The organism is Streptomyces sp. NPDC046866 (assembly GCF_040704625.1).
In the GTDB taxonomy this organism is placed as follows: Bacteria; Actinomycetota; Actinomycetes; order Streptomycetales; family Streptomycetaceae; genus Streptomyces.
On the sequence record NZ_JBEYXN010000015.1, the window covers coordinates 177,105 to 194,083 of the forward strand.

General features: G+C 70.2%; 12 protein-coding genes. 3 read left to right on the plus strand and 9 right to left on the minus strand.

Annotated features, from left to right (window positions below):
- Positions 1-20 precede the first annotated feature (20 nt).
- The 5 genes from dxs to AB0953_RS22335 all read right to left on the minus strand — a co-directional run bounded on the left by dxs (position 21) and on the right by AB0953_RS22335 (position 7,004).
- Entirely contained in the window at positions 21-1,937 is a 1,917-nt protein-coding gene (gene dxs / locus AB0953_RS22315; protein WP_366861266.1) for a 1-deoxy-D-xylulose-5-phosphate synthase, read from the minus strand.
- A 254-nt stretch (positions 1,938-2,191) separates the two neighbouring features.
- The gene (locus AB0953_RS22320) at positions 2,192-3,451 is read right to left on the minus strand and encodes a sugar ABC transporter permease (protein WP_366861286.1); all 1,260 of its coding nucleotides are present in this window, start codon (positions 3,449-3,451) and stop codon (positions 2,192-2,194) included.
- 41 nt (positions 3,452-3,492) lie between these two features.
- Positions 3,493-4,281: an ATP-binding cassette domain-containing protein gene (locus AB0953_RS22325; protein WP_366861267.1), complete on the minus strand. Its 789-nt coding sequence runs from the start codon at positions 4,279-4,281 to the stop codon at positions 3,493-3,495.
- A gap of 280 nt (positions 4,282-4,561) precedes the next feature.
- Positions 4,562-5,683 (minus strand): substrate-binding domain-containing protein, encoded by a 1,122-nt coding sequence (locus tag AB0953_RS22330; protein WP_366861268.1) that lies wholly within the window; start codon positions 5,681-5,683, stop codon positions 4,562-4,564.
- A 118-nt stretch (positions 5,684-5,801) separates the two neighbouring features.
- On the minus strand, positions 5,802-7,004 hold the full coding sequence (locus AB0953_RS22335) for an ROK family transcriptional regulator (protein ID WP_366861269.1): 1,203 nt from the start codon (positions 7,002-7,004) through the stop codon (positions 5,802-5,804).
- A 497-nt stretch (positions 7,005-7,501) separates the two neighbouring features.
- On the opposite strand from AB0953_RS22335, the gene AB0953_RS22340 reads away from it, so the two are divergent.
- A complete protein-coding gene (locus AB0953_RS22340) occupies positions 7,502-8,758 on the plus strand; it encodes a helix-turn-helix transcriptional regulator (RefSeq protein ID WP_366861270.1) in 1,257 nt (418 codons plus the stop codon).
- A gap of 86 nt (positions 8,759-8,844) precedes the next feature.
- Positions 8,845-9,291, plus strand: a complete 447-nt coding sequence (locus AB0953_RS22345; protein WP_366861271.1) for a hypothetical protein — start codon at positions 8,845-8,847, stop codon at positions 9,289-9,291.
- Here the strand turns inward: AB0953_RS22345 and AB0953_RS22350 are convergent.
- From AB0953_RS22350 to acnA, 4 genes are all read right to left on the minus strand, one after another.
- A complete protein-coding gene (locus tag AB0953_RS22350; RefSeq protein WP_366861272.1) occupies positions 9,284-10,207 on the minus strand; it encodes a carbohydrate ABC transporter permease in 924 nt (307 codons plus the stop codon). The genes AB0953_RS22345 and AB0953_RS22350 overlap by 8 nt on opposite strands.
- 13 nt (positions 10,208-10,220) lie before the next feature.
- Positions 10,221-11,165 (minus strand): sugar ABC transporter permease, encoded by a 945-nt coding sequence (locus AB0953_RS22355; protein ID WP_366861273.1) that lies wholly within the window; start codon positions 11,163-11,165, stop codon positions 10,221-10,223.
- A gap of 17 nt (positions 11,166-11,182) precedes the next feature.
- The gene (ngcE, locus tag AB0953_RS22360) at positions 11,183-12,613 is read right to left on the minus strand and encodes an N-acetylglucosamine/diacetylchitobiose ABC transporter substrate-binding protein (protein WP_366861274.1); all 1,431 of its coding nucleotides are present in this window, start codon (positions 12,611-12,613) and stop codon (positions 11,183-11,185) included.
- 304 nt (positions 12,614-12,917) lie between these two features.
- The gene (gene acnA / locus AB0953_RS22365; RefSeq protein ID WP_366861275.1) at positions 12,918-15,632 is read right to left on the minus strand and encodes an aconitate hydratase AcnA; all 2,715 of its coding nucleotides are present in this window, start codon (positions 15,630-15,632) and stop codon (positions 12,918-12,920) included.
- Positions 15,633-15,873: 241 nt separating this feature from the next.
- Here acnA and AB0953_RS22370 point away from each other — a divergent pair, with 241 nt between their 5' ends.
- Positions 15,874-16,746 carry an alpha/beta hydrolase gene (locus AB0953_RS22370; protein ID WP_366861276.1) on the plus strand — a complete coding sequence of 291 codons (873 nt, stop codon included), beginning with the start codon at positions 15,874-15,876 and terminating at the stop codon, positions 16,744-16,746.
- Positions 16,747-16,979: the final 233 nt, after the last annotated feature.

Below are 16,979 nucleotides of genomic sequence, written 5' to 3' on the forward strand. Positions count from 1 at the left end.
GCGCCAGGCGGTCTTCCGTGCTAGTCGACCGCGGCGGCGGGCTCGTTGTCGAAACGGCCGTCCAGCTTGGCGACCAGGCCGGTGACCTGCCGCGCGATGTCCGGTGCGGTCAGGCCGATCTCGGCCAGGATCTCCTTGCGCAGCGCGTGGTCGAGGAAGCGCTGCGGGATGCCGAAGTCGCGCAGCGGCACGTCCACGCCCGCGTCGCGCAGGGCCTGCGAGACGGCGGCGCCGACACCGCCGGCGCGGCCGTTGTCCTCGACGGTGACGACCACGCGGTGCTGCTCGGCGAGCGGGGCGAGTGCCTCGTCGACCGGCTTGACCCAGCGCGGGTCGACGACCGTGGTGGAGATGCCCTGCTTGTCGAGGAGGTCGGCGACCTCCAGGCACATCGGGGCCAGCGCGCCGACCGAGACGAGCAGGACGTCCGGACGGGTGACCTCGGGGGCGGGAGCGCGCAGCAGGTCCATGCCGCCGATCCGGCCGACGGCCGGGACGGCCGGGCCCACGACGCCCTTGGAGAAGCGGACCACCGTCGGGGCGTCCTCGACCTCGACGGCCTCGCGCAGCTGGGCGCGCAGCTGTTCGGCGTCGCGCGGGGCGGCGAGCCGCAGGCCGGGCACGACCTGCAGGATCGACATGTCCCACATGCCGTTGTGGCTGGCGCCGTCGTCGCCGGTGACGCCCGCCCGGTCCAGGACGAAGGTGACGCCGCACTTGTGCAGGGCGACGTCCATCAGCACCTGGTCGAAGGCGCGGTTGAGGAAGGTGGCGTACACGGCGAAGACCGGGTGGACGCCGCCGGTGGCGAGGCCCGCGGCGGAGGTCGCGCCGTGCTGCTCGGCGATGCCGACGTCGTAGATGCGGTCCGGGAAGGCCTCGGCGAACTTGTTGAGGCCGACCGGGTGGAGCATGGCGGCGGTGATGCCGACGACGTCGGGCCGCTCGTGGCCGATCTTGACCATCTCGTCGGCGAAGACGGAGGTCCAGCTGGCGGCGGCGGTCTTGACCGGCAGGCCGGTGTCGGGGTGGATGACGCCGACCGCGTGGAAGCGGTCCGCCTCGTGCTCCAGGGCGGGGGTGTAGCCGCGGCCCTTCTGGGTGAGGCAGTGCACGATGACCGGGCCGCTGAAGCGCTTGGCGCGCTGCAGCGCGGACTCCAGGGCCTCGATGTCGTGGCCGTCGATGGGGCCGATGTACTTCAGGCCCAGGTCCTCGAACATGCCCTGGGGGGCGATGAAGTCCTTCAGGCCCTTCTTGGCGCCGTGCAGGGTCTCGAAGAGCGGCTTGCCCACGACGGGGGTGCGCTCCAGGATCTCCTTGCCGCGGGCGAGGAAGCGCTCGTAGCCGTCGGTGGTGCGCAGGGTGGCCAGGTGGTTGGCGAGGCCGCCGATGGTGGGGCCGTAGGAGCGCTCGTTGTCGTTGACGACGATGACCAGCGGGCGGTCCTTGGCGGCGGCGATGTTGTTCAGCGCCTCCCAGGCCATGCCGCCGGTCAGGGCGCCGTCCCCGATGACGGCGGCGACGTGGTGGTCGGCGCGGCCGAGCACCTCGTTGGCCTTGGCCAGGCCGTCGGCCCAGCCCAGCACGGTGGAGGCGTGGGAGTTCTCGATCACGTCGTGCTCGGACTCGGCGCGCGAGGGGTAGCCGGACAGGCCGCCCTTGGTGCGCAGGCCGGCGAAGTCCTGGCGGCCGGTGAGCAGCTTGTGGACGTAGGCCTGGTGGCCCGTGTCGAAGAGCACCTTGTCCTTGGGCGATTCGAAGACCCGGTGCAGGGCGATCGTCAGTTCGACCACGCCGAGGTTGGGGCCGAGGTGCCCGCCGGTCTTGGAGACGGCGTCGACGAGGAAGGACCTGATCTCGGCGGCGAGCTGAACCAGCTCCTCCTGGCTGAGCCGGTCCAGATCGCGCGGTCCCTTGATGCGGGTCAGCAGCACCCGTGCCTCCTTGCAGTTGCTTGCTGGTCTGTCGAGTCTAATGTTCCGCCGCCGACGGCGGTCATCGGGCTGCCGCAGGCGGGTCACAGCTTTGTCATTCCTGTACGGATCCGCCCGATGTCACACATCACATTCGGGCGCATTCCCCCACAGTTGCCCGCATGTGCGCACGTACGGATGCACGCACAGAGGCCCGGTGCCACCGCGGGGTGGCACCGGGCACTGTGACCGGTCTGACCGCGTCGGGCGCGGTGTCAGGCGCGTCCGGCCGTCTTCTGGGTCTTGCGGGTGACCGAGTCGATCACCACGGTGGCCAGCAGCACCGCACCGGTGATCATGTACTGGATGGGCGTGGCGATTCCCTCGAGAGCCAGACCGTACTGGATCGAGGTGATGACCATGACGCCGAGGAGGGCGTTCCAGGTCCGGCCGCGCCCGCCGAAGAGGCTGGTGCCGCCGATCACGGCCGCCGCGATCACGTTCATCAGCAGGTCGCCGGCGCCGGCGCTCTGGTTGGCCGCCGCGATCTTGGAGGCCCAGAAGAGGCCGCCGATCGCCGCGAACGTGCCGGAGATCGCGAAGACCGCGATGCGGATGCCGTTGACGTTGATGCCCGCGCGGCGGGAGGCCTCGACGCTGCCGCCGAGGGCGAAGACGTTGCGGCCGAAGGTGGTGCGGCGCAGGAGGAAGTCCGTGCCGACCAGGGCCAGGACGAAGAGCACCACCGCGAGCGGGAGGCCCTTGTACTGGTTGAACACCGCGGCGGGACCGAAGGTGAACACCGCGAGCAGACCGGTGCGCAGCAGGATCTCGCTGAGGGGGCGGGAGGGGACGCCCGCGGCCTGGCGGCGGCGGTTGTCGAAGTACGCGGTCACGAAGTACAGGGCCGTGGCGACGGCGGCCAGGCCGTAGGCGGCGGCCACGTCCGAGAAGTAGTACGTGGTGAGCTGCCCCACGGCACCGTCGGCGTCGATGTTGATCGTGCCGTTGCTGCCGAGGATCTGGAGCATCGCGCCGGACCAGAACAGCAGGCCCGACAGGGTGACGGCGAAGGCCGGCGCGCCGATCTTGGCGAAGAAGAAGCCGTGGATCGCGCCGATCAGGGCGCCGCCCGCGACGGCCGCGAGGATCGCGACCCACTCGTTCACGCCGTGGGTGACGGCCAGGACGGCGAAGAGGGCGCCCGAGACACCGCTGACGGAGCCGACCGACAGGTCGATCTCGCCGAGCAGCAGCACGAAGATGATGCCGACGGCCATCATGCCGGTGGCGACCATCGTGATCGCGATGTTGGTGAGGTTCTCCGGGGAGAGGAAGTTCGAGTTCAGCCCCTGGAAGATGCCCCAGATGACGATCAGGCCGATGACGACCGGGAGGGAGCCCAGGTCGCCGGCCTTCATCTTGCGGCCGAACTCGCTCAGGTAGCCGGCCAGGCCCTGCTCGCGCACGAGCAGGCGCGGGTCCACCGCGGGAATGGCGTCGGCGGGGGCGGCGGGGTTGGCCAGCTTGGCCACGTCCTCCGCGGTGTGGTGCCCCGCGGTGTGGTGTTCGGTGCTCACTTGCGCGCCTCCCCGGTGCGGGCCGCCCGGCGGGTCACGGCGTTGTCCGTGGCTCCGGTGATGGCGGAGATGATCTCTTCCTGCGAGGTTTCGGCGACCTTGAAGACACCGTTGTTGCGGCCCAGCCGCAGGACCGCCACCCGGTCGGCGACGGCCTTCACATCGGCCATGTTGTGGCTGATGAGGATGACGGCGTGGCCGCGCTCGCGCAGCCGCTCCACCAGGTCGAGGACCTGTGCGGTCTGCTCGACGCCGAGGGCGGCGGTGGGCTCGTCGAGGATGACGAGCTGCGGCTCGCCGAGCATCGAGCGGGCGATCGCCACGGTCTGGCGCTGGCCGCCGGAGAGCGAGGCGATGGGGATGCGGACACTGGGGATCCGGATGGACAGGGTGGTCAGGAGCTCGCGGGCGCGCCGCTCCATCTCCACCTCGTCCAGGACGCCGCGGCGCTTGAGCTCGCGGCCCAGGAAGAGGTTGCCGACGACGTCGATGTTGTCGCACAGCGCGAGGTCCTGGTAGACCGTCGCGATGCCCAGGTTCTGGGCGTCATGGGGCTTGGTGATCGAGACCGGCTTGCCCTGCCACTCGATGACGCCGTCATCGATGGGGTGGACGCCGGCGATCGTCTTGACGAGCGTGGACTTGCCGGCGCCGTTGTCGCCGACCAGGGCGACCACCTCGCCGGAATGGATCTCGAGCTCTACGTCGGTGAGCGCCTGGACGGCACCGAATCGCTTCGAGACCCCTCGCAACGCCAGCACGGGCGCAGCGGACACATGAACCATCTCCTTCGCCGCCTGACCGGCGGGGATGTCGTGCAGAAAGTGCAGGAGCGGGGTGGATGAGGAATCGTTTCTGCCCGGCGCCCCGCGGTGGCGGGGAAAGCGGGGGCGGGGCGCCGGGCAGGCGCGGGGGTCCCGGTGGACCGGAGGCCGCTCGGGGCTGCCTCCGGCCGGCGGGGACGCTGTGGCCTCGCACCGCCGCAGGGCCGGCGCGGGGCCTCGGCCGGCCCCCTGGAAGGGGGCCGGCGTGGCCGGCGTGCGGCCCGTACGGGGCCGCGGGGGCCTACTTCAGGCCGAGGGCGGAGCAGGCGGCCGCGTACTTGTCGGTGCAGATCTCGTCGGCCGTGTAGACACCGTCCTTGATGACAGTGTCCTTGATGTTGTTCTTGGTGAGCGAGACGACCGGGACGAGGAACGAGGGAACGTCCTTGGTGGTCGGGCTGTCGTACTTCGACGTGGCCACCGAGTCGAGCTTCTCGCCCTTGGCGAGCGCGACGGCCATCTTGGCGGCGGCCTCGGCCTCGGGGGCGTACGGCTTGTAGACGCTCATGAACTGCTCACCGGCGACGATGCGCTGCACACCGGCGAGTTCGGCGTCCTGGCCGGTGACCGGGGGCAGCGGGTTCATGCCGGCGGCCTTCAGGGCGGTGATGATGCCGCCGGCCATGCCGTCGTTGGCGGAGTAGACGCCGATGATCTTGTCCTTGCCGAGCGCGGAGATCGCGCCCGCCATGTTGGTGTTGGCGTTCTCCGGCTTCCACTCCTTGGTGTCGTACTCCTTGCCGATGTTCACCTTGCCGTCGAGGACGGAGTGGGCGCCCTTCTTGAACAGGGCGGCGTTGGGGTCGGTCACCGACCCGTTCATCATGACGATGTCGCCGTCCTTGGCCTTGTCGCCCAGGGCCTCCAGCAGGGCCTTGCCCTGGACCTTGCCGACCTCTTCGTTGTCGAAGGAGGTGTAGGCGTCGATCGGGCCCTCGGCGAGGCGGTCGTAGGAGACGACCGGGATGCCGGCGTCCTTGGCCCGCTTGACCGCGCCGGCGATCGCCTTGGAGTCGACCGCGTCGACGATCAGCACGTTCACCTTGTTGGTGATCATCGTGTCGACCTGCGAGTTCTGCGTGGTCGCGTCCTGCTTGGCGTTGGCGTAGACCACCGTGCCCTTGCCGCCGGTGAGCTCGGCGACCTTCTTCTCGATGAGCGGCTTGTCGAACTTCTCGTAGCGCGCGGTCTGGTTCTCGGGCAGGAGCAGACCGATCTTGATCGCCCCGCCGGAGGCCGCGGCGGAGGCGGCGGACTCCTGCGGCTTGGTGCCGGCTTCCTTGGCACTGCCACAGGCGGCGAGGGACACGGCCGCAGCGCCGGCGGCGACGACAACGGCAGCTCTACGCATACGCGCGTTCATTTCCTGAACCTCCCTGACGAGGCCGCAACACTGCGGCCGAGGTGGGTGTGAGTCAACCTCGGCCGCAAGTTTGTCGTCAAGGAGTGAATCCTTAACGAGATGACAACGGTGCCATCCGTTATCTAACTGAAGGCAAGAGCTTCAGCGACGGCGAATCGGCCAGAAGGGTCGAATCGCCCATCTCGCTCAGCACCAGGGCCAGTGCCCCCAGCACCTCGGCGCGGGCGCCCAACGAGCCGGTGAGCACGGAGAGTTGGCGGGCCGCGCTGGGGATCGCGTACCGCCCCACGGACTCGCGTATGGGCGCCAGCACGAGCTCGCCCGCCTCGGCGAGGGAACCGCCGAGCACCACGCGGCTCGGGTTCAAAACGTTGCAGAGGTTCGCGACACCACTACCCACATGGCGGCCCACGTCGGCGATGACCCGGCGGCACCCCGGGTCGCCGCCGCGGGCCAGTTCCACCACGCGCTCCATCGTCAGCTCCGGCCCGTGGGTGCTCTGCAGCAGCGGCAGCACGTACCGGGCGGCGGCGAAGGTCTCCAGGCAGCCGCGGTTGCCGCAGCGGCACACGGGGCCGGACTCGTCGAGCGTGATGTGCCCGATCTCCCCGGCCGTGCCGCCCGGGCCCCGGTAGATCTGGCCGTTTATCACCAGGCCGGCGCCCACACCGCTCGCCACCTTGATGTACGCCAAATCCTTCACGCCGCGGCCGCTGCCCCACACCAGCTCGCCCAGCGCCCCGAGGTTGGCGTCGTTGTCCACGTACACCGGCACACCCAGGCGCTGCGAGAGCTCCCGGCGCGGGTTGATCCCCGCCCAGCCCGGCAGGATCGCCGTCGAGCCGAGCGTCCCGGACTCCACGTCGATCGGGCCCGGGACGCCGAGGCCGACGCCGATGACCTTCTCAAGGCCCACGCCGATGCCCGCGATGAGCCCCCCGACCAGCGCTTCTGCACGGTCGAAGCCGTCCGCCCAGGACGCGTCCACGTCGAGCGGGGCCGATTCCTCGGCCAGCACCTGGTGGGCCAGGTTGCCGACCGCCACCCGCAGGTGGGTGTGGCCGAAGTCCACGCCGATGACGATGCCCGCGTCGCCGCTGAGGGAGACGCTGCGCGCCCTGCGGCCGCCGGAGGAGGTGTCGGTGACCTCGACCGTCCCGCCGTCCTTGAGTTCCCGGACGATGTTGGAGACCGTGGCCGCCGACAGTCCGGTGGACCGGGCGATCTCCGCCTGGGTCAGCGAACCCGCGAGCCGCACGGCCCGCACGACCCGTTCGAGATTCGCGCGGTGCAGCGAAGACTGCGATCCGGGAGTCTGCACGACTCATCCACTCCTGCCCATAAGCGACGGCGACCGTCGCCCCCCGGCCGGCGATCGCGGCAGCTGGCTCCGAGACCCCGGCGTCTCTACAACTTGTGAACCTTAAGTCGAGCCTTTGGGCCTCCAGACGTCAAGAGGCGGACACATCACGAAACGGACCTTCCCGGTCATAAGTATGAGAGACATCCTTCTAGATCGCGCTAGACCGTGCTCCGGTCCCCCGGCGCGGCCGGATGCGCGAGGTCGTGGACCGGTTCTGCACCGGCAGCATGAGCGCGGGCAACGGCCGCGGGCGGCGGGCCGGGCCGGGCCGGGTCGGGCCGGGTCGGGCCGGGGAGCGTCGGCCGGCAAGGGGATCCAGGGCGGGAGGGCCGCCGACACGGGGCGCCCGCCAACCCCCGGCCGGAGGGTGGCAGTTGCGCGTTCTGGATCACACGTGACCGGCGGCGCCCCCTACCCTGACAGCGTCGAGCTGCAAGGAGAGAGGCGAGGCCGCCATGTCACCTGATGCTACTCCGGGGCCGTACGACAACCCCGTCGCGTTCGGGCAGAGAGTCCAGATCTACCGCAACCGCCGAGGCATGACCCGCGAGCAGCTGGCGGGACTCCTCGGCCACCATCCGTCATGGGTCAAGAAGGTCGAGACCGGCACCCTGCAGATGCCGCGACTGCCGGAGATCCTCCGCATCGCCGAGGTCCTCCGCGTCCGCAGGCTGAACGACCTCGTCGGCGAGGTCGGCGCGGAGCCGCACGTCGACCTGTTCGCCGGACCGGGGCACGACAGGCTGCCGGCCGTCTCCGCCGCCCTGGACGCGTTCCCGCCCTCCGGCGACCGCCGGGCGCCGGAGGCCGCCTGCCTGCGGGCCGCCTTGGACTCCGCCTGGTCGGCACGGCACGGTGCACCCCACCACCGGGAGGTGCTGGGCGGCCTCCTTCCCGGCCTCATCAGGGACGCCCGGCTGCTGGTGCGCCAGGCGGACACGGCACAGGACCGGCGCACGGCACAGGCACTGCTGGCCGAGGTGTACTTCCTCGCCCAGTTCTTCGCCGCCTACCAGCCGGACCCCTCGCTCCTGTGGCGCATCGCCGACCGCGGCATGGTCGCGGCGCAGGAATCCGAGGATCCTCATGCGATCGGAGTGGCGGCCTGGCTCACGGCGCAGGCCCACCGCGACTCGGGCCCCGGCCACTACGACGCGGCGGACGCCGTCGTCATGGACGCCCTGCGGCTCCTGAAGCCGCTCCTGCCCGGCGCTCCCGCCGACGTCCGGGCCGTGGCGGGCGCTTTGACGTTCGAGGCGGGCTACACCGCGGCCCGACGCAGGGACAGCGGCACGGCGTGGGGCTGGTGGGACCGGGCCGACCTCATCGCGCAGCGGCTCCCCGCGACCTACTTCCACCGCGTGACCAGCTTCGGCCGGGCCGTGATGGGCGCCCACGGCGTCACGGTGGCCGTGGAACTGCGCGCCGGGGGCGAGTCCGTACGGCAGGCCAACCGTGCCGAGGCCCTGTCCATCGCCTCCCGCCCCCGAAGGGCCCGGCACCGCATCGAGCAGGCCCGCGCGTACTACCTCGACGGCCAGTACGAGACCGCGCTGACCACCCTGGAGCAGGCTCACGCGACGGCCCCGGAGACGGTCCGGTACAACGGCTACGCGAGGCGGATGGTGCTGGAGGAGGCGACGTCCCGGACGCCCGAGCGCCGACGGCGCGCGAGCCGGCTCGCCGTGGACATCGGCATGCCGGCCGCCTGAGCAAGGGGGCCGAAACCCGGCCCCTCATCCGCCCCACGGGCAACTACCGTCGTCCCATGACCCCCGGACGACGGTAGGGAGCAGCCGTGCACGGCGAAGAGGGGCATGACCGGGACCGGGAAGCGGTCGGGATCGGATGCACCGACCTCGGTGCGCTGATCCTCGACCTCGCGACCGCCATCGAGGCGGCCGTCGAGGCCGAGGCCGAGCGGGACGTCGTCGCGGCGCTCACCACCGAGCCCGCGCCGCAGGCCCTGGCCGGGCTGACCGACCGGCTGATCACGCACTGCAAGACCCTCGCGGTCGGCCTCGGCGAGATTCCCCCGCCCCAGCGGTCCGCGCGGGCGGCCGGTGCCCTGCGGGACTGGGCCGACCTGGCCTCGGCGGACCCGGCGGCGGAGGCCCGCCACGACCGGAGCGGCAACCTCGCGTACGCCCGCCTGCTGGCGCTCCTCGCCCGGACCATGCTCAGGGCCCTGCGCGAGCACCGCGCGCGGCGGGCGCCGCAGGCGCCGCATCGCGCCGCTACTTGAGCGTGGCCGAGGTCAGCCCCGCCTGGATCTGGCGCTGGAACGAGAGGTAGACCACCAGCATCGGGATCATCGCGATGGTCACGCCGGCGAACAGCACGGGCAGGTCCGTCTCGTACCCCATCTGGTACTGCAGCTGGATCAGGCCCTGGGTGAGCATGTAGCGCTCGGGGTCCGAGCCGGTCTGCGGCTGCATCAGCACCGAGGGCAGGATGTACTGGTTCCACTGGCCCAGGACGTTGAAGATCCCGACGCTGATCAGGCCGGGCCGGGCCATCGGGAGCATCACCTGGAAGAAGATCCGGGTGTCGGAGGCCCCGTCGATCACCGCCGCCTCGTGCACGGCCGTCGGGAGGGTGCGGAAGAAGGAGTGCATGAAGAAGACGGTGAACGGCATCGAGTAGGCGACGTACACCAGGATCAGGCCCTGGTAGGTGTTGAGCATGTCGAAGCGCTTGACCATGAAGAACAGCGGCACGAGCGCCAGGAAGACGGGGAACATGGCCCCGGTGACGAAGAAGTAGTAGATGAGCCGGTTGCCCGGGAAGGGGTAGCGGGCCAGGACGTAGGCGGCCATCGAGCCCAGCAGCATGGTCAGCGGGATCGAGAACGCCATCACGATCAGGGTGTGCGCGAAGTAGTCGCCGATGCCCTTGTCCCAGGCGCGGGAGAACGCGTCGAAGTGCCAGTTCGAGGGCCAGCTGAGGGCGGAGCCGCCGATCTGCGCGTCCGTCTTGAACGAGCCGAGGGCCAGCCAGACGAGCGGCAGGACGATCAGGACCGCCCAGACGGCGAGGAAGCCGTGGGAGAAGACGTTCAGCGCCGTGCCGTCGGACCCGCGCCCGGCCCGCGCGGCGGGGCGGCCGCCGTCGGGCTTCTCGGCCGAGGACTCCCCCGGCGCCTTGATCACTGTGGTCATCGTGGTCTCCCGCTCAGAACTCGATGCGCTCGCGGCGGGTGGCGCGCAGCGTGACGACGGAGAGGATCATGGTCAGGAGGAGCATCACGACGCCCATGGCGCAGGCGTAGCCGCTCTTGCCGAAGTAGAGGAAGTTGCGCATCAGGACCGTGGCCATGACCTCGCTGTGGTGGTCGGGCCCGCCGCCGAACTGGCCCGAGGTCATCGTGGAGACCAGCACGAACATGTCCATGGCGGCGATGCCGAGGTAGACCGCGGAGGTCTGCACGGAGTCCCACAGCAGGGGAAGGGTCACCCTCAGGAAGGTCTGGGCGCGCCCTGCGCCGTCGAGGAGGGCGGCCTCGTAGATGTCCTTGGGCACGGACTGCATGGCCGCCGAGAACAGCACGAGGTAGAAGCCGACGCCGTGCCACACCACCACCACCAGCAGGCACCACAGGACCAGGTCGGGCTCGTTGAGCCATTCGACGGGGTGGCCGGGGTCGACCAGGCCCAGCCGGGTGAGGAAGCCGTTGAGCAGGCCGCCCCCGTCGCTGCGGTACACGGCGCCGAAGAGGACGGCGAGGATGGCGAGGGAGAGGACCTGCGGGAAGAAGTAGACGATCTTGTACACGGAGGAGCCCCGCACGCCCCGCACCCCGCCGGCCCCGCTGCGCCCTCCCGCGTTCACCATGAAGGCGAAGAAGAGGGCCAGCAGGATGGTGACGGTCGGGACGAACACCAGGAGCAGCAGGTTGTGCCACAGGGCGCCGCGGAAGACCCCGTCCTTCATCAGGGCCGTGTAGTTGTCCCAGCCGACGAAGTCGAACGTGGGCGACTGCCCGGACCAGTTGGTGAAGGAGTAGCCGAAGGTCTGGACGTACGGCCAGATGACGAACGTGAGGTACAGCGCGAGCGGCAGGACGAGGAAGCCGGCGATGAAGCCGGTCCGTCCTCGGGTCCGGTCTACGTGGCTCATGGGGTCCGTCCCTGACGTCAGCTGCGGCGGTTGTTCTTCGCGTTCGGGTCCTTGGCGGCCTTGTCCACGGCGGCCTGGGCCCGCTTGATCCACTCCTTCGGCTGGATCCGCTTGGCCATCAGCTCATTGGAAGCGTTCTGGATCTCGTTGTCCATTTCGCTGTACCAGTCGGGGTAGAGGTAGTTGAACGTGTTCGCCCCGGCGGCCTTGACGGCGGCCACGGCCGACTGGGTGCCCGGGCGCAGCTTGACGCCCGGGTCGACGCCGTCCTTGACGACGGTGAGGGAGTTGGCCTGCTGGGCGAAGAGGGTCGACCATTCGCGTGACAGCATGGAGCGCAGGAACTCCAGGCCGGCGGGCTTGTTCGCGGCCTTCTCGGGGACGATGAAGGGCTCGCCCGCGCCGGCCCGGATGGCCTCGAAGGGCAGTTTGCTGTCGGGCAGCAGCGGCACGGGCAGGAACTTCATGTCGAAGTCCTCGGGGGTCTGCTTGAGCTGCTCGTTCTCCAGCCAGGAGCCGGAGGGGATGAAGGCCGCCTTGTACTGGTTCCAGGCGGTCTGGGACTCGGTGTGCGTCAGGCCGTTGGTGCCGGCCATGAGCAGGCCCTTCTCGACGATCTCGTAGACCGCCTCGACCGCGGCGAGGGCGGCGGGATTGCCCTCGAAGGCGTTCGGCTCCAGGTTGTCGATGGCCTTCATGGCCTCCAGACCGCCCTTCTTGGCGATCAGGTCCATGATGACGACGTTGATGTAGTACGGGTACTTGCCCTGGTGGGCGAGGCCGCCGATGCCGGCGTCGCGGGCCTTGGTGCAGATGTCGAGGAACTGGTCCCAGGTCTTGGGCTCGGTCCAGCCCTTTTCCTTGAAGAGCTTGCCGGAGTACCAGAAGCCGTAGACGGTGTAGACGTAGTAGAGGGCGACGAACTTGCCGCCCTGGGTGCCCTGTTCGACGGTGCCGGGGATCAGGGAGTCGCGGACCTTCCTGTTCGGGTCGTCGAGCGAGGGCGCGTCGAGGACCGCGGTGAGGTCCGCGAGCTGGCCGCCCTTGGCGAGCACGTCGATCTTGATCTGCTGGGCGCCGGAGTCGTCGACGACGTCCGGCGGGTTGCCTCCGTTGAAACGGGGCTGGAGCTTGGCGGCGATCTCCTGGGTGCCCAGGTGGGAGCTGGTGGTGCCCCACTTCTTGTCGAAGGCGGCCTCCCAGGCCTTCGCGTAGTCGTCGCCGAACCCGCCCTTGAACACGACGACGTCCAGCTTGCCGTTCTTGGCTACGCCGAACGGGTTTTCCTTGGTCACCGCGGCCTTGTCCGGGCCCTTCGCGGTCGCGTCACCGCCCGAGGCGCAGGCGGACAGGAAGCCCATCGTCGGTACCGAGACCAGTCCGAGTGCTGCGGAACGCTTGATCAGGTCACGGCGCCCGAGGCCCTCACCAGTGGATCCCATGCTCATGTCCTCGCCTTCGTCAGAAGTGTGAAGGAGGCCGGAAATCACGACGGTTGCCGCACATGCGGACATCTCCGCAGCTCCCCGCCCTTCCCCCCGGTCCGGGGCCGCTGCAGCGCGGTGGGCCGGACGCGGACAGGTATAGTCCACTCCTGTTCATGTGAGCAAGATCATGCACAGCCAACTCTGTCAGCTTTTCCGAGTTGAGACCTCCGCGAAACCCGGCTCCGCCACCCGGACGCGCGAAAGGGCCGTACCCCCCGTCGGGGGGTACGGCCCTTTCCGGCGCGATCTCGCGCCCGGTCCGCGTTTAGCCGCGGATCAGGTTGCGGAGCACGTACTGCATGATGCCGCCGTTGCGGTAGTAGTCCGCCTCACCGGGGGTGTCGATGCGGACGACCGCGTCGAACTCCACGCCGGAGTCGGTGGTGACCTTCACGGTGCGCGGGGTGGTGCCGTCGTTCAGCTCCTCCACACCGGTGATGGAGAAGGTCTCCTCGCCGGTCAGGCCCAGGGAGGCCGCGGAGGCACCCTCGGGGAACTGCAGCGGCAGGACGCCCATGCCGATGAGGTTCGAGCGGTGGATGCGCTCGTAGGACTCGGCGATGACGGCCTTGACGCCGAGCAGCGCGGTGCCCTTGGCCGCCCAGTCGCGGGAGGAGCCGGAGCCGTACTCCTTGCCCGCCAGGATGACCAGCGGGATGCCGGCGGCCTGGTAGTTCTGGGAGGCGTCGTAGATGAAGGAGACCGGGCCGCCCTCGACGGTGAAGTCGCGGGTGAAGCCGCCCTCGGTGCCCGGCGCGATCTGGTTGCGCAGGCGGATGTTGGCGAACGTACCGCGGATCATGACCTCGTGGTTGCCGCGGCGGGAACCGTACGAGTTGAAGTCGCGGCGCTCGACGCCGTGCTCGGTGAGGTACTTGCCGGCCGGGGTGTCGGCCTTGATCGCACCGGCCGGGGAGATGTGGTCGGTGGTGACCGAGTCGCCCAGCTTCGCCAGCACGCGGGCGCCGGCGATGTCGGAGACCGGGGTGGTCTCCATGGTCATGCCCTCGAAGTACGGGGGCTTGCGGACGTAGGTGGACTGCGGGTCCCACTCGAAGGTGTTGCCGGTCGGGATCGGCAGCGCCTGCCACTGGGCGTCGCCCGCGAAGACGTCCTGGTAGGACTTGTTGAACATGTCCTCGCCGATGGCGTTGGCCACGACGTCGTTGACCTCGGCCTCGGAGGGCCAGATGTCCTTGAGGAAGACCGGGTTGCCCTCGGTGTCGGTGCCGATGGCGTCCTTGGTGATGTCCACCTTCATGGAGCCCGCGATGGCGTACGCGACGACCAGCGGCGGGGAGGCCAGGTAGTTCATCTTGACGTCGGGGTTGATGCGGCCCTCGAAGTTGCGGTTGCCCGACAGGACCGAGGTGACCGCGAGGTCGTGCTCGTTGATCGCCTTCGAGATCTCCTCGTCCAGCGGACCGGAGTTGCCGATGCAGGTGGTGCAGCCGTACCCGACGAGGTTGAAGCCGATCTTGTCCAGGTACGGGGTGAGGCCGGCCTTGTCGAAGTAGTCGGTGACGACCTTCGAGCCCGGGGCCAGGGTGGTCTTGACCCACGGCTTGCGGGTCAGGCCCTTCTCGACCGCCTTCTTGGCCACGAGCGCCGCGGCGACCATGACGTAGGGGTTCGAGGTGTTGGTGCAGGAGGTGATCGCGGCGACGGTGACGGCGCCGTGGTCGATCTCGAAGGAGGAGCCGTCGGCCAGGGTGACCAGGGTGGGCTTCGACGGGGCGGCGGCGGAGATCGCCGGGGCGTCGGAGGCCGGGAAGGACTCCTTGCCCGCCTCGTCGACCTCGTCGACGTAGTTGCGGACGTCCTGGGCGAACTGCTCGGCGGCGTTGGCCAGGACGATGCGGTCCTGCGGGCGCTTCGGGCCGGCGATGGACGGCACGACCGTGGACAGGTCCAGCTCGAGCTTCTCGGAGAAGTCCGGCTCGGCCTTCGGGTCGAGCCACAGGCCCTGCTCCTTGGCGTACGCCTCGACGAGCGCGACCTGCTGCTCGGAGCGGCCGGTGAGCTTGAGGTACTTCAGGGTCTCGTCGTCGATCGGGAAGATCGCGGCGGTGGAGCCGAACTCCGGCGACATGTTGCCGATGGTGGCGCGGTTCGCGAGCGAGGTGGCGGCGACGCCCTCGCCGTAGAACTCGACGAACTTGCCGACGACGCCGTGCTTGCGCAGCATCTCGGTGATCGTGAGCACCAGGTCGGTCGCGGTGGTGCCGGTCGGCAGCTCGCCGGTCAGCTTGAAGCCGACGACGCGCGGGATCAGCATGGAGACCGGCTGGCCGAGCATGGCGGCCTCGGCCTCGATGCCGCCGACGCCCCAGCCGAGGACGCCCAGGCCGTTGACCATGGTGGTGTGCGAGTCGGTGCCGACCAGCGTGTCCGGGTAGGCCTGGCCGCCCCGGACCATGACCGTGCGGGCCAGGTGCTCGATGTTGACCTGGTGGACGATGCCGGTGCCGGGCGGGACGACCTTGAACTCGTCGAAGGCGGTCTGGCCCCAGCGCAGGAACTGGTAGCGCTCCTTGTTGCGGCCGTACTCGAGCTCGACGTTCTGCGTGAACGCGTCCGGGGTGCCGAACTTGTCGGCGATGACGGAGTGGTCGATGACCAGCTCGGCCGGGGCCAGCGGGTTGATCTTGGACGGGTCGCCGCCGAGCGCCTTCACGGCCTCGCGCATGGTGGCGAGGTCCACGACGCAGGGGACGCCGGTGAAGTCCTGCATGATCACGCGGGCCGGCGTGAACTGGATCTCCTGGCTCGGCTGGGCCTGCGAGTCCCAGCCGCCGAGGGCCCGGATGTGGTCGGCGGTGATGTTCGCGCCGTCCTCGGTGCGGAGCAGGTTCTCCAGCAGCACCTTCAGGCTGTACGGGAGGCGGGCGGAGCCCTCGACCTTGTCCAGCCGGAAGATCTCGTACGACTCGTCGCCCACCTGCAGCGTGCTGCGGGCGTCGAAGCTGTTCGCCGACACGACAGTCTCCTTCATGCATGAAATTCGCGCGTATAACCGCAATCCTGCCGCCACGCCCTGGCGCCAATCCGTTAAGGTAAGGCTAAGTTAGGTAGCCCTTACCGGCAGGGGCGGCTGCGGTACGCCTTCGGCAGATATCTCGATGTCGAGATAACTCTAGTGCATTGCCGCGCCGTGGTCATGCGCGGCATGGCGGGAAACCCGGTTGCCGGTCCGCGGCGGCGCTGTAAGGGTCGCCCGCATGCCCACCACTTCACCTTCCACTGCCTTCACCTCGTACGACGGCACGGAGCTGGCCTACCGCGTGACGGCCGGCCCGGCCGCGGCGGACGCCCCGGCCCTGATCTGCCTGCCCGGCGGCCCGATGCGGGACGCCGAGTACTTCGACGACCTCGGCGGGCTCGCCGAGCACCGCCGCCTGATCAAGCTCGACCTGCGCGGAACGGGCGGCTCCGCGGTGCCGGCGGACCCGGCCACGTACCGCTGCGACCGGCTGGTCGACGATGTGGAGGCGCTGCGGATCCACCTCGGGCTGGACCGGATCGACGTCCTGGCCCACAGCGCCGGGGCCAACCTGGCCGTCCTGTACGCCGCCCGCCACCCGCAGCGCATCGGGCGGCTGGCCCTGATCACGCCGAGCGTCATGGCCTCCGGCATCGAGATCAGCGGTGAGCTGCGGCTGGAGACGGCTCGGCTGCGCAAGGACGAGCCGTGGTTCCCGGAGGCGTACGCCGCCCTGGAGCGGATCGTCGCGGGTGCGGGCGGTGCGGCCGAGTGGGAGGCGGCCGCCCCCTTCTTCCACGGCCGGTGGGACGAGGCGGCCCAGCGGCTCGCCACCGAGGGCGACAGCCACAAGAACCACGAGGCCGGGGCCGTCTTCGGCAGCGAGGGGGCCTGGGACCCGGCGGCCCTGCGCGCCGCGCTCGCCCGCTTCGACTCGCCGGTCCTGGTGCTGGCCGGGGACGTGGACCTCCAGGGGCCGGTGCCGGTGATGGCGCAGTACGCCGGCCTGTTCCCGAACGCGGCCCTCGTCGTCCAGCCCGACGCGGGCCACTTCCCCTGGCTCGACGACCGAGCCGCCTTCACGGCAGCCACGGCCTCCTTCCTGGGCTGACCCGCCGCGACTCCGGGCCGGGCCCGGCGCTGAGGCGGAGGGGAGATCCGGGGCTCCGCCGGCCACCGGGCTCGGCCCGGACCCGGCCTGTGCAGCCACAGCGTGGCAAATCCAGCCCCGCCGACGTTCGAGGCGGGGAGTCTCGGGCGGAGCCCGGGCACCCGCCCGCGCTTCCGCAGCCGCGGAGCGGAAAATCCAGCCCCGCCGGCGTTTGTGGCGCGGGGTCTGGGGCG